The organism is Paenibacillus sp. JT22N7, from assembly GCF_059383875.1.
In genome coordinates, this window is record NZ_JBXENY010000014.1 from 83,213 (window position 1) to 95,159 (window position 11,947).

Sequence of the window (11,947 nt, forward strand, 5' to 3'; positions counted from 1 at the left end):
CTAACAAGGAGGTTCCATTGCAATGGCCTTGTTTCAATGTGATTTTTACTCAGAAAAGCTGGGCTTCTCGACCGGGATGTCGGTTATTTTGCCGCAGCCGTCATTAGCTGAACTTTCTTCCCGCAAGGAAGGAACGGATTACAAATATCCGGTGCTGTATTTGCTGCACGGGCTGTCCGACGACCATACCGCCTGGACGCGTTATACGTCAATTGAACGTTATGCTTCCAGCAAAGGGATCGCTGTCGTCATGCCTGGCGTGCATCGCAGCTTTTATGCAGACATGGAGCAGGGCGGCCGCTACTGGAGCTTTGTCAGCGAGGAGCTGCCGCGTGTGGCCCGCTCCTTCTTCCCGCTGTCAGCTCGCAGAGAAGACAATTTTGTCGCCGGCCTCTCGATGGGCGGCTATGGCGCGTTCAAGCTGGGACTGCATCATCCTGAGCGCTTTGCAGCTGCAGCGAGCCTTTCTGGCGCGCTTGATGTTGTCAGCCGGCTCCAGCATCCCGACTTCTCTTATACGGATGAAGGCGAGTTTGGACGGTTGTACGGCAGCATAGAGAAGCTGGAGGCTGGGCCAAGCAATTTGTTTAACCTTTTAGCCTCTGCAGCTGAACTCGCCCCTGAACAGCAGCCGAAGTTTTACCAATGCTGCGGGACAGAAGATTTTCTATATGAAGATAATCTTCGCTTCAAGGCAGCGATGGAGGAGTATGGGCTGACTCTCGCCTATGACGAGGAGCCGGGCATGCATGAGTGGGGCTACTGGGATCGCAATATCCAGCGCGTCCTTGATTGGCTGCCGCTTTCCCGCTAGAACGATAAAACGCTTGCTCCGGATGTTATCTGGAGCAAGCGTTTTATCGTTCTTTTTTATATAATCAATGAGTTCTTAAAAACCGCGCTGCTCGATTTTGATAGACTTCGGCAATACCAGCGTCATTTGAGCGTTATACATATTCGACTGAATCGGTCCGTTATGCCGATCAAATTCGCCGACCATCACATACATGACCGATCCCACTACGCTTGTGCTAACGAGCTGCTCTGAAGTGTCGATCGGCTCTGCAGCCCAGTACTGCACCTGCCCGAGCAATTGCACCTTTCCACCGTCTACTTGATCTACACTTACCGGACGGAGCGCTTGCACGACGATTTTATCGACCTTCTCTGGCACGGAAATAGGCGCCGTCTCAATAAGTGCCGTCCGTTCCATTTGGCGCATCGCCCCGCGGAATTCATCCAAAATCCCAGTTGAAATCAGGCCCGCCATCGCAAGGCTGAAGCTTCCGATCATCCCTACTATAAATAGGCTGATCCAATCGTAACGAAGCGTCGTCCGTTCGCTGCCCGCAAACCAAATGTACAATAAAATTTCTGCTCCGAGCAAAATAAAAACAAGCGGTGCCACCCACAGCAGCATATCGTATGCCCCCGTGCCGCTCCAGATGGAAACCGCCACAGCGATTCCCATCAATAATAAGGCAACGCCCATCGAAAGCGTGCCTACACGCCACTGCTTCATTCGCTTTTCCCCTTCCGCAGCGATTCCGTTGGTGTCCAATCTTTAGGGGGAAGCCCCTTATTTCGTTGGAATCCTCTGCCAAATGCCATGCGCAGCCCAGCGGCGATCATGACAAAGGCGATAAGGGCGGTTGGCAAATTATATTTTATATTTTGATACTGGGCATACCATCTTGGAAAATAATTCGCAGCGTATTCGGCCAGAACACGATCACCCATAAAATACAGCCCGATCAGCAGCAGACCGATGCCGATCCAGCGCTGATAAGGAGCAAACTGCGTAATAATCGCTTGATCCTTTAAGCCTTCCTGCGGTTCAGTCGACAGCTGCCGCATGACATCGAAGAAAGCGAAAAACCAGAATAGCGGCATAAGGAATAGAAACATCGACAGCCGCATCGCATCCATTAAATAGACGGAGGCGAGAAAGCCTGCCATAATTTGCAGGCCGCGTGTTTGAAGCCCGAGATATAGATGCCCTGCACCGGGAAAGAGCGACAGCGTTGCAGCGAGCGCTTTATTTTTGCGCCCCTTGTTCATGTACTCCTCCATCTCTTCGAAAAACGGCCGATCCTCCAAGGGCTCGCCCCGTTTCTTGCGATGCAGCTGCTGTGAAGCATCAAAAATGCTGTAAATCCAGATGACGGGCACGCCTAGCAGGAAAATAAGAAACTCTCCTGTTCCCGTTACCATCGATATAAAAATAACAACTGCGAATAAGCCGATGGATGCAACGAGAAAGGCAATGCCCCGCTGCATCAGCCCAAGCGCCATATGGCCCAAACCGGGAACGATGGAGAGCAGCAGCGTGTTCGTACGCTCTTTCTGCTCGCTGTAGGTTAAAATGTCTGCTTGTGCGCGCATCGCTCCCGGCGGCAGGTTGCTGTACATCTGATCTGGACTTGGAGGTGCGCCCACACCATAGGCGGCCTCATTCGGATGCGGCTGCCGCCTGCCAATGAGCGTTACAATCATATCAAGCATATTGATGCCCCAGAAGAGAAACGACAGCAAGCATAGAACAAAGGCCGTATCGTCATTAATATGATCCGCGATTGCTATTAGAATCAGAAGCGCAAGAGGTCCAAATCCTCCTGCCGCATATAGCACAAACCTTATCGGACGCCCCATATATGCATGGCCGAAACCGGGAAGCATGGACAGCAGCAGCGCAACAAGGGGCTTTTTCTCCCTATTCATTCCTTGATCTCTCCTTCATCATTCGTTATTTAAACCGTTTGGAGGCGATGCCGTCCAGCCAGAGGGAAGTGCGGTTCATCATTTGCTGCGACCAGGTGGACTCGCGCTGCTCCTTGTCTCGGATGAGCTGCTCCTCTTTATGCTGCAGCCTGCTATGGTCTATTTTTTCAAGCTCCTGCGAAATGTTGTTCAGTACGCCTGTACCGAGCAGCAGCAGGGTAATGACCGCCGCAGCGGTATAGTGGGTTGCCGGATGCTGGAGCCAGGATCTGCGGCGGTATGATTTCTCTTGAAGGAACGGACCCGGCACGGACAGCAGATCCTGTTTTTCGGATTCCGACGCTCCGAACAGCTGCTTGCTGAGCTTGTGGCCCATCTGCTCAAAATCCGGAAGCTCAATCGCCTGATTTAACGGACTGGCTCCTGGAACGGCTCCTGCTATATGAGGCTCAGACGTAGGGGGACTCCCCGCCATATCCGCCTCCAACACCAGCATAAATTGCTCTAAGCATTCGTCGCATTCTGCAAGCTGCCGCTCGATCTGCTCGCGTTCAGGCTCGGAAAGCACATTCGCCACGTATTGCTCCAGAAGGGAAGCCTCCACATGATTCAAATGATTCACAGGATTGCATGCTGAGGATGCTTCATCCGTCACTGGCATGATCGGCTGTTCTATCGGTTGTTCTATGGGCTGCTCTACCTGCTTGCCCTGCTGTTTCGTCCTTGAACTCTCGCTATGCTTGTGTTCCTCATGATGACTCATTCAAAGTCCTCCCTTCTCCAGTGCCGCTTAATCCAGTTTCTTGCCCGGTATAGGCGCGATTCTACACTTTTGCGCTCCAGTCCGGTTGAGGACGAAATTTCCTCGTATGATTTCTGTTCTATATAATAGGCGTTTACGACTTCACGATAATTGTCCGGGAGTTGCTCGACCTGTTCTCTTATGTAGCGTTTTTCCTCGCGCTCGATCGCAGCGCGCTCCGCAGGCATCGCAGTTCCTTGCCCATCGGTGCCGGGTCCCAGATTGTCCACATATTCGCTCAGTTCTTCCGGCTTGCGTGCCTTGCTCCTCTTCCAATCAATCGCACGGTTTACAGCAATGCGGGTCACCCAGGTTTTAAAGCCTTCCAGCCTGCACTCGGGGAGAGAGCGGTGAATTTGCAGCAGCACTTCCTGGGTAACATCCTCCGCATCATGCGGCGAATGAAGCACAGCATAAACCGTTTTATAAATATGAGCGCCATATTCCTGCACGAATGACTGGAATTCTGCAGGCCCGCCGTCGCGGAGCGCTATTAACCATGCTTCATCTTGAATCTCTCTCTCCCCCTTCCCTTTATATTAGACGCCAAAACGATGGCTATCCCCTGCACCTGCAGCAATATTTTTTATAAAAAAGTAAAAAGGCTCCGCTCCAGCGCAGCAATCGCTGCTGCATTGGGGCGGAACCCGTCACTTATAAGCTTCCCAGTTAGAAGCTGCCTTGGTCATTCTTCTGTCATTCTTTCTGTCATTCTATGCCTCCAAAGCCTGCTTCAGCTCATCGGAGGAGTTGGTCCACCATTCTTCATTATGCTCGATTAACAGCTTGCGGAACGCAGCCTTTTCTTCCGCACCCAGCTCGCCCAAGTTGTAGCGGCGCTTAATCGCATGATCAAGCTTGTTTACATGGTCAGCGAGAATTTTCCAGCCGCGGCGTGCTTCCGTGTCGATCCACATTTCGCAAGCCGTTGCGCCAGCGTAGTTCGTGCCGTTCTCTCCACGTTCTACCGCAACCCATACAATCCAGCATTGGCGGCCATTAGGCGTGTCCTCTTTATTAGGAGAAAACTTGATGCCGCGCTCTACTTTGCTTTTGGCATGCATCGCGCCGTCGTCGATATAAGCGACGCCCGCATCAATAATAACGCAGGATACTTGGCTTAGGTCGATGGTGCCTGCACCAAAGCCTTTATGCTGTTTGTTGCTCACGACGTTAAGCGCGAGTGATTTCTTTTCTTTTTTCTCCGGTTGTCCTTGCTGTTCCATCCGTTCGTACACGTCCTCTCGTCACATTTCATCTATTGTACTGCCGCAGCAGCTTGCAGCCAATCTCTCCTTTCCATTTTGAACGTTTTTTCGCAATAACACAAGCGCACACGGCACAATTTCCTGCCGAATCCGCAAGCGGCTGCCGCTTTACACGCCTTCATCAGCGCCGCTGCAAAAATCCACAAGACTATTCCGGTACAAGCCGACATATACATGCTGTAGATGCTTGTCAACGGGAGGGAAACGTTCAATGACTCCAGGACCTTTCAAACGAATCGCGCTCATTATGCTCTCGGCCGTCCTGCTCGGACTGTCGCTGCATCATGGCTTCGGCAACGCTTGGCTATCCCAGTATACGTACGCCTCTGGCGCCACAGACCCGATTGGCATTGCCGATCTCACGACAGCAGCAGTAGAGCAAGCTGCTCCGCAAACGGCCAAGCCGCCTGCCCCGGCACCGCCAGCACAGCCCGACCCTGCCCAGATCGAAACGGTACAGACGCTTAGCAAAAGAGTCGTCCAATACAACATGCAAGTGGCGCTTCGGGAGGATATCCGATATTTAGATGGCTCCCAGACCGTAACTTGGACGAACCCAGGCAAAAAAACGGTGTCCGAGCTGTATTTTCATCTGTATCCCAATGCCTTTCAGTCCGAAAAGTCGACGTTCATGCGCGAGTCTGGCGGTCAGCTGCGGGGTGATAAGGCCACGGTCGACAGCCAAGGTTATATGAAGCTGCTTACCTTGCAAACGCTGGAGGGCGAGAGCTTGCTTCCCCGTCTGCATTATGTTCAGCCCGATGACGGAAATACGGACGACTTTACGCTGACGAAGCTCAATCTTCCGGTTCCAGTCGCACCGGGCAAATCAGTAACACTCTCCATGACCTATGAGGTCAAGCTGCCCGAGGTGTTCGCTCGCATGGGCTATTCCGGGAGCTTTGTTATGGCGGGCCAGTGGTTTCCGAAGCTTGCTGTTTATGAACTGGCTGGCACACGCGGCCGAACGAATGAAGGCTGGAACGTCCACCAGTATCATGGCGATTCGGAGTTTTACAGCGATTTTGGCTTGTACAGCGCCCAGATTACAGTGCCAGAAAACTTTGCGGTCGCTGCTACCGGCATTCAGACCAGGGAAGCTGTGACGCAAAATGGCACAAGCACCTATCAGTTCTATGCCGAAGACGTGCATGACTTTGCTTGGTCAGCCTCGCCGGACTTCATATATGCGGAGGACACATTGTCAGGAACGGGTATTCCGGGTGTTCGCATTAAGCTTTATTTGGACCCTGCCCACGAAGGGCTGAAAGACCGCTATATGCATGCAGCAAAATCAGCACTGTCCAAATACGCGGAGTGGTACGGCGATTATCCGTATTCGACGCTGTCCATTATCGTCCCTCCGAAGGGTGCGAATGGTGCAGGCGGCATGGAGTATCCAACGCTCGTAACCGCTTTAGCTGCTGAATCCGATAACCCTGGCTACAGCCTCGAGCGCACCGTTGTACATGAAATTGGCCATCAGTATTGGTACGGGATGGTTGCATCGAACGAGTTCGAAGAAGCGTGGCTCGACGAAGGCTTTACTTCTTATGCGGAGGATAAGGTGATGGAGAACGCCTATGGCGTTGAGCCTAACTTGGCTATGGAAGCCAGCTATATTACGGCCCCTGCCCCGCTGAAGCAGCCTTCATGGGCTTATCACAACAGCGATGAGTACGCGGAAAATGTATACATGCGCGCCAAGCTTGTGCTGGTCGGCATTGAGAAGCAGGTCGGAGCAAAGACGATGTCAAAAATTATGCGCACATATTTTCAAAAATACAAATTCAAGCATCCCACCACGTCTGATTTCCAGCGTGTCGTTGAGCAGATTACGAAGGAAAAATGGCAGGACTACTTCCACCAGTATGTATACGGCAGCCTGATGGCGGATTTTTCAGTAGAGGCTATTCGAGTGAATGAAGTGGAGCAGGATGGCCAAACGGAGTACGAGTCTACCGTGCTGATTAAGCGCAATGGCGGGCAAAATGGGCCAATCCCGCTCGTATTCTCCTTTACCGACGGCGAAAAGATTTCGAAAACATGGGATGCCGCCGAGTCGCATATCCAGTACAAGGTTGTGCATGCTGCTCCGCTTGCCTGGGTGGCGGTTGACCCGAAAAACAGCAATGTGCTGGACAACAAGCATATTAACAATTTTATGCGCGCAGAAGTGCCCGAGCAGTCGCGCATTCGATGGAGCCTCGGCCTGACGAAGCTCATCGAAGGCTTGCTCGGATCCGTAGGCTGGTAGAGAGGAGGTTGAAAAATGAAGCAGCATATGAAGCAAGGCTGGCGGCTCGCTATCCGCCATTTCTATATCGTCATTCTGTTATTCCTTTACCAGCTATTATGGGGACTTTTCCTTTACCGTTTTGTTGATATGACTGTACTGCCGCTGCTGCGGCGCTTTCCGCTCCAGCATCCGTCTGACTCGGCCGTGTCGCTGTTCTTCAGCGAGGCCCAGTTTCAATTGACGAAGACGGATTTGATCAATCCTTATTTGTGGCTTCTGGGCGGCTTGTTCGCTGCCCGCATGCTGCTGACGCCGCTGTTCAATGCGGGGCTGCTCTACTCGCTGCATCATATGGGCGAAACAGGTGAAACACAGTTTCTTCAAGGCATTCGCAAAGCTTGGAAGCCCGTGACGCTGCTCTATTGGCTGCGCACGCTGCTTATTTTCGCACCCGGCTGGTTCCTGCTGCCTCGCGCCTTCAAGCTGCTTATGGAGGGCCATTCGCTGGGCGAGCTGCTGCAAGGCACGCTGCCGGGCTTTGGCGGCTGGCTGCTATGGAGCTTCCTCGTTCACCTGCTGCTGCTCGCTATGCAGTTCGGCGCCGCCTCCGGCACGGGCTCCTTGCGCTGGCTCAGCCATGCGCTCCGAAATCTTTTCCCTTATGCCGGCCTCTCTCTGCTGATGTGGCTGCTGGCTGTTGCCGCTTCGCTCGCTGTGTCTGGGCTTTCCTATGCTTGGGCAGGCATGCTGGCACTCATCATGCATCAAGCCTATCATCTGCCGCGCACCTTGTTAAAAGTATGGACGCTCGCTGCCCAATACGATTGCCTGCAATCAAAGCAGAGCTGAGACCCTTAGAAAAATGAGGGCAACCCCACCTAATTCTCATTTAGTATTCTCATTTTTCTAAAGCCCTTCTCATAAAAAAACCGATTGCGGCCAAAAGGCCGAAATCGGTTTTTTGCCGTTATCCTGCACCTGCAGGTAAAGCCTCCATTTACTTCCCAGCCTATATGGCGACCTAGCTCAAACTCTCTAAATCTTCATTTTACGCTATAATTCTTGCCTATTCACACGATTCATAGCATATTAGCTGCCTATTTCTCATATAAACTGACAAAATGTTTTTTTGCCCAAGAACGGCGATAGATCGAACATTTATTAGGCAAGAAACTTGTTTTAACGCAAAATTGAGCCAAAAGGTTACATGAGAATTATTAGAAATTCATTCATATAGAAGGAAATCACATGAAAAAAACGAATTATTAGCGCAGAGCAAAATTAAACCAGCCTAATTTTTTATACCGCAAAGGTATAGAAATACGGGGGAACCACTTTGGGTGAATTGATTTCGATGCTTGGACGGCTTGATTCAAGTGTCTTGGAAATCATAGGGAACCTTCACAACCGAACCCCACAGCTAACCTCGTCGGCACCGGAAGGAGTTTCAAATTTTGAAGAAGGTTACTGCACTACTCGTTGGTCTTGTATTAATGCTTGCTTTCCAAGCAGGCAGCGTGTTCGCGAGTTCGAAGATGGATGGTGTTATCGCTGATCTGATCGGCACACCGTACCAAAGCGGCGGAACGACTACGAAAGGCTTCGACTGCTCCGGTTTTACGAAGTATGTTTTCGACAAAATGGGCATCGATCTTTCCCGTACTTCCCAAGCCCAATCGAACGATGGCAGTGAAGTGAAGAAGAGTGACCTGATCGCTGGCGATCTCGTATTCTTCAACACGAGCGGCAAAGGCATCTCCCACGTTGGTATTTACGTAGGCGATGGAAAGTTTGCACATGCTTCCTCGAGCAGAGGCGTTATTATTAGCAAACTTAGCGAGTCTTATTATGCTGATCGTTACGTATCAGCTACACGCGTTATGAGCCAAGACGCTTACGACAAGTACGCAAGCGAGCAATAGAGCCAGGCCACGCTTTTTTCGCTTACATAACGAAAAGCTGCTGTCTCAATCAGCAAAGCCGCAGTTGTTTGTCTTCGGACAAATAGCTTGCGGCTTTGCTGTTTTCTGGCAACGCCTTATGCAAGGGCACGCGACCACGCTATGCAGCAGGTTGTACGCGCAGCGGGACGCCGCTGGATGACGCTCGACGATGCGCCGCTGGCCGATTTGGAGGAGCTCCATACGTTTTCTCGGCGCAGTGAGCCTTACAAGGTATTTACGCCGTTTTACCGCATATGGCATCCTTTATGCAGAGCCACTATTCCCCTGCGGGCGAGACAACACTGCAGCAGCTTAATACGCTGAAAAATATAGATGCCAGCATGGCAGAGCGCTTCAGTCTTCCGCGGGAGCATCTGGCTGCGGCAGCCTTTCGGCAGATAGATGACTCAGCCGGGCGCGGCCAATCCCACGCGAGCCATGCAGCCGAGGTGTTGGAGCAATTTCTAAATCAACGCCTGTCTGGCTATGAAGGCGGCCGCGACCAGTTTGCGGACGACCATACGAGCCATTTGGCGCGTTATTTGAATACGGGAGCGCTGTCAGCACGGCAAGCCTACGAAGCGGCGCAGCAGCAGTTTGGAGCCGAGGCGTGGATTAGACAGCTGGCATGGCGGGATTTTTTTCTATATCAAGGAAAATACAATGAGGACTTCTACCGATATGAGCAGAAGCTTGATTTATCTGCGCTAAGCGATCAGCATTTCGAGGCATGGAGCGAAGGAAAAACGGGCATTCCTGTTATTGACGCCGCTATGAAGCAGCTAAATGAAACGGGGGAAATGCCGAATCGGCTGCGGATGGTTACCGCCATGTTTTTGACGAAAAATCTGTTATGCCCATTTACGCTGGGCGAGCAGTATTTCCGCCGCCAGCTGGCCGATTATGATCATACACTGAACCGAGGCGGCTGGCTTTGGAGCTCGTCGCTCGGCTACGACGCCGCGCCATATTTTCGCATTATGAATCCGGCCACGCAGTCCGCAACACATGATCCGAGCGGCACTTACATTAGACGCTGGCTGCCGGAGCTTGCCCATCTGCCTGATAAGCAAATCCACCTACCGCAGCCGCATGCCATCGTTGATTTGAAAGCTTCACGCGCCCGCGCGATTGAGATTTATAAGGAGATTGTATAATGATGACAAAAGCAAATGCTGCTCCTGCTGGCGCCCAGCCGCCATTTGGCTGGAAGATTGCCGCTATGGATGAATCCCATGCCCGGCAGTTGTGCGATTGGCGGTATGAGCCGCCTTACGGCATCTATCAATGGCCCGCATGGGAGGTTATGGAGCAAGCCGAAATGGAGTTCGGTGATCCCGAGCTGCGCCAGAGGCAATATGCTGCTATTTTAGACGATCGCGGGGAGCTCGCTGGTTTTGCACAGTTTTTCCCGCTGGGGGATGAAGTGCTGCGGCTTGGATTGGGTCTGCACCCACAGCTTTGCAGCAGGGGCTCAGGCACCGCCTTTGTGGCGCTGCTGGTAGAGGAGGCTTGCCGCCGCGCTCCTAATAGCGAGCTGGATTTGGAGGTGCTGACCTGGAATGCACGTGCTATTCGTGTATACGAGAAGGCAGGCTTCCGCATTACCGACACGTATATCCGCCCGACCCCGCAAGGCGCGGCGGAATTTCATTGCATGGTTTACGGAGGAGGGGAAGAAGCCTAGCGTCTCTCTTACCCCTCCACTTCCTTTCCGCTTCCTTTTCTAGCCCTTTCCTTACCCTCTCCGCTCCCATCAACCGCCGACCCGCTCCAACTGCTGCAATTGCAACGGTTCAGCCTGCCTCGTCTGGCTCATGTAACAGCCCATTCGCTCCAAAGCCTCCGACAGCTTTGCTGATGATACCGAATAGGAACAGCGGATGCGCCCTTCACCGCCCGGGCCAAAAACATGGCCTGGCACGACGGCCACGCCCGCTTCCTTCATGAGCTTGAAGGCGAACTGCTCCGAGCTTAGTCCCGTATGGGCGATGGATGGAAAAGCATAAAACGCCCCTTCCGGCATATGGCAGGAAAGCCCAAGCTGCTGCAAGCCGCCCACGAACATCGCCCTGCGCTGCTTGTAAGCCTCCTTCATTAGATCCTTGTCTGCCAATCCGCTGCGCAGCGATTCCAGAGCAGCAATCTGTCCCATAATAGGCGCGCACATTGCTGTGTATTGATGAATTTTCAGCATTTGCGAAATAATTTCCACAGGGCCGCTGGCATAACCAATACGCCAGCCTGTCATGGCAAAAGCTTTCGAGAAGCCATTTATGACGATCGTCCGCTCCTGCATGCCAGGCAGCGATGCGATGCTCACATGCTGGCTTTCATAAGTCAGCTCCGCGTATACCTCATCGGATACGACGATTAGATTATGCTCTTTCACCAGCTCAGCAATGGGGCGCCAGTCCTCATAGGACATGACCGCACCCGTTGGATTGTTCGGATAGTTGATCAGCAGCACCTTGGAGCGCGGAGTGATTTTTTCCCGCAGCGATTGTGCCGTTAGTTTGAATTGCTCCTGCTCATGCGTCTCAACGTTTACAATACTGCCGCCCTGCAGCGCTACAATGGGCGAATATGCGATATAGCTTGGAACCGGGATCAGCACCTCGTCGCCCGGACAAATCAAGGTTCTCATCGCCAGATCAATCGCCTCGCTGCTGCCCACCGTCACGAGAATCTCATCCTTCGGCTCATAATTTAATTCAAAGCTGCTCGCCAAATAACGGGCGATTTCCTCGCGCAGCTCCATGAGTCCGGCATTCGGCGTGTACATCGTCTGACCGCTTTCCAACGCTCGTATGCACGCGGCGCGCACGCGCTCCGGTGTTGCAAAATCCGGCTCGCCCACGCCCAGCGAAATCATATTTTCATCCTGCCCGGCCATATCGAAAAACTTGCGAATGCCCGAAGCGGGCAAGCTCTTTACAAGCGGTGAAACGTTATACTGCACCATAATGCCTGC

At 52.4% G+C, this 11,947-nt stretch carries 13 protein-coding genes and 1 riboswitch; of the genes, 7 read left to right on the forward strand and 6 right to left on the reverse strand.

Annotation, left to right across the window (positions count from 1 at the left end):
• The first annotated feature begins 22 nt into the window (after positions 1-22).
• Positions 23-814 (forward strand): alpha/beta hydrolase, encoded by a 792-nt coding sequence (locus AC50Y5_RS29325; RefSeq protein WP_056035067.1) that lies wholly within the window; start codon positions 23-25, stop codon positions 812-814.
• Between the two features lie 75 nt (positions 815-889).
• Here AC50Y5_RS29325 and AC50Y5_RS29330 read toward each other — a convergent pair whose 3' ends face one another.
• From AC50Y5_RS29330 to AC50Y5_RS29350, 5 genes are all read right to left on the reverse strand, one after another.
• On the reverse strand, positions 890-1,522 hold the full coding sequence (locus AC50Y5_RS29330) for a hypothetical protein (RefSeq protein ID WP_056035070.1): 633 nt from the start codon (positions 1,520-1,522) through the stop codon (positions 890-892).
• On the reverse strand, positions 1,519-2,721 hold the full coding sequence (locus AC50Y5_RS29335; RefSeq protein ID WP_056035073.1) for a hypothetical protein: 1,203 nt from the start codon (positions 2,719-2,721) through the stop codon (positions 1,519-1,521). The genes AC50Y5_RS29330 and AC50Y5_RS29335 overlap by 4 nt, the downstream gene beginning before the upstream one ends.
• A gap of 25 nt (positions 2,722-2,746) precedes the next feature.
• The gene (locus AC50Y5_RS29340; RefSeq protein WP_494864973.1) at positions 2,747-3,484 is read right to left on the reverse strand and encodes a zf-HC2 domain-containing protein; all 738 of its coding nucleotides are present in this window, start codon (positions 3,482-3,484) and stop codon (positions 2,747-2,749) included.
• Complete coding sequence (locus tag AC50Y5_RS29345) at positions 3,481-3,975, reverse strand: RNA polymerase sigma factor (protein WP_063892555.1); 495 nt, start codon at positions 3,973-3,975, stop codon at positions 3,481-3,483. Before AC50Y5_RS29345 ends, AC50Y5_RS29340 begins: the two co-directional genes overlap by 4 nt.
• A gap of 261 nt (positions 3,976-4,236) precedes the next feature.
• Positions 4,237-4,749 carry a YwhD family protein gene (locus AC50Y5_RS29350; RefSeq protein WP_056035079.1) on the reverse strand — a complete coding sequence of 171 codons (513 nt, stop codon included), beginning with the start codon at positions 4,747-4,749 and terminating at the stop codon, positions 4,237-4,239.
• Between the two features lie 253 nt (positions 4,750-5,002).
• On the opposite strand from AC50Y5_RS29350, the gene AC50Y5_RS29355 reads away from it, so the two are divergent.
• From AC50Y5_RS29355 to AC50Y5_RS29380, 6 genes are all read left to right on the forward strand, one after another.
• The gene (locus AC50Y5_RS29355; protein ID WP_494864976.1) at positions 5,003-7,048 is read left to right on the forward strand and encodes a M1 family metallopeptidase; all 2,046 of its coding nucleotides are present in this window, start codon (positions 5,003-5,005) and stop codon (positions 7,046-7,048) included.
• A 15-nt stretch (positions 7,049-7,063) separates the two neighbouring features.
• Positions 7,064-7,879, forward strand: a complete 816-nt coding sequence (locus AC50Y5_RS29360; protein ID WP_494864978.1) for a hypothetical protein — start codon at positions 7,064-7,066, stop codon at positions 7,877-7,879.
• A gap of 429 nt (positions 7,880-8,308) precedes the next feature.
• Positions 8,309-8,480, forward strand: a riboswitch (cyclic di-AMP (ydaO/yuaA leader).
• Position 8,481: 1 nt separating this feature from the next.
• Entirely contained in the window at positions 8,482-8,952 is a 471-nt protein-coding gene (locus AC50Y5_RS29365) for a C40 family peptidase (protein ID WP_056035094.1), read from the forward strand.
• A gap of 141 nt (positions 8,953-9,093) precedes the next feature.
• Positions 9,094-9,297 carry a cryptochrome/DNA photolyase family protein gene (locus AC50Y5_RS29370; protein WP_081418793.1) on the forward strand — a complete coding sequence of 68 codons (204 nt, stop codon included), beginning with the start codon at positions 9,094-9,096 and terminating at the stop codon, positions 9,295-9,297.
• Positions 9,240-10,130 carry an FAD-binding domain-containing protein gene (locus AC50Y5_RS29375; RefSeq protein ID WP_235533147.1) on the forward strand — a complete coding sequence of 297 codons (891 nt, stop codon included), beginning with the start codon at positions 9,240-9,242 and terminating at the stop codon, positions 10,128-10,130. Before AC50Y5_RS29370 ends, AC50Y5_RS29375 begins: the two co-directional genes overlap by 58 nt.
• The gene (locus AC50Y5_RS29380) at positions 10,130-10,660 is read left to right on the forward strand and encodes a GNAT family N-acetyltransferase (protein ID WP_235533148.1); all 531 of its coding nucleotides are present in this window, start codon (positions 10,130-10,132) and stop codon (positions 10,658-10,660) included. Before AC50Y5_RS29375 ends, AC50Y5_RS29380 begins: the two co-directional genes overlap by 1 nt.
• A gap of 69 nt (positions 10,661-10,729) precedes the next feature.
• Here AC50Y5_RS29380 and AC50Y5_RS29385 read toward each other — a convergent pair whose 3' ends face one another.
• Positions 10,730-11,938, reverse strand: coding sequence for an aminotransferase class I/II-fold pyridoxal phosphate-dependent enzyme (locus AC50Y5_RS29385; protein ID WP_056035099.1), 1,209 nt, complete (start codon positions 11,936-11,938; stop codon positions 10,730-10,732).
• Positions 11,939-11,947 lie beyond the last annotated feature (9 nt).

Coding starts and splice junctions, on each gene's coding strand:
- AC50Y5_RS29325 (WP_056035067.1), top strand. CDS start 23: ATGGCCTTGTTTCAATGTGATTTTTACTCAGAAAAGCTGGGCTTCTCG.
- AC50Y5_RS29330 (WP_056035070.1), bottom strand. CDS start 1,522: ATGAAGCAGTGGCGTGTAGGCACGCTTTCGATGGGCGTTGCCTTATTA.
- AC50Y5_RS29335 (WP_056035073.1), bottom strand. CDS start 2,721: ATGAATAGGGAGAAAAAGCCCCTTGTTGCGCTGCTGCTGTCCATGCTT.
- AC50Y5_RS29340 (WP_494864973.1), bottom strand. CDS start 3,484: ATGAGTCATCATGAGGAACACAAGCATAGCGAGAGTTCAAGGACGAAA.
- AC50Y5_RS29350 (WP_056035079.1), bottom strand. CDS start 4,749: ATGGAACAGCAAGGACAACCGGAGAAAAAAGAAAAGAAATCACTCGCG.
- AC50Y5_RS29355 (WP_494864976.1), top strand. CDS start 5,003: ATGACTCCAGGACCTTTCAAACGAATCGCGCTCATTATGCTCTCGGCC.
- AC50Y5_RS29360 (WP_494864978.1), top strand. CDS start 7,064: ATGAAGCAGCATATGAAGCAAGGCTGGCGGCTCGCTATCCGCCATTTC.
- AC50Y5_RS29370 (WP_081418793.1), top strand. CDS start 9,094: ATGCAGCAGGTTGTACGCGCAGCGGGACGCCGCTGGATGACGCTCGAC.
- AC50Y5_RS29375 (WP_235533147.1), top strand. CDS start 9,240: ATGCAGAGCCACTATTCCCCTGCGGGCGAGACAACACTGCAGCAGCTT.
- AC50Y5_RS29380 (WP_235533148.1), top strand. CDS start 10,130: ATGATGACAAAAGCAAATGCTGCTCCTGCTGGCGCCCAGCCGCCATTT.
- AC50Y5_RS29385 (WP_056035099.1), bottom strand. CDS start 11,938: ATGGTGCAGTATAACGTTTCACCGCTTGTAAAGAGCTTGCCCGCTTCG.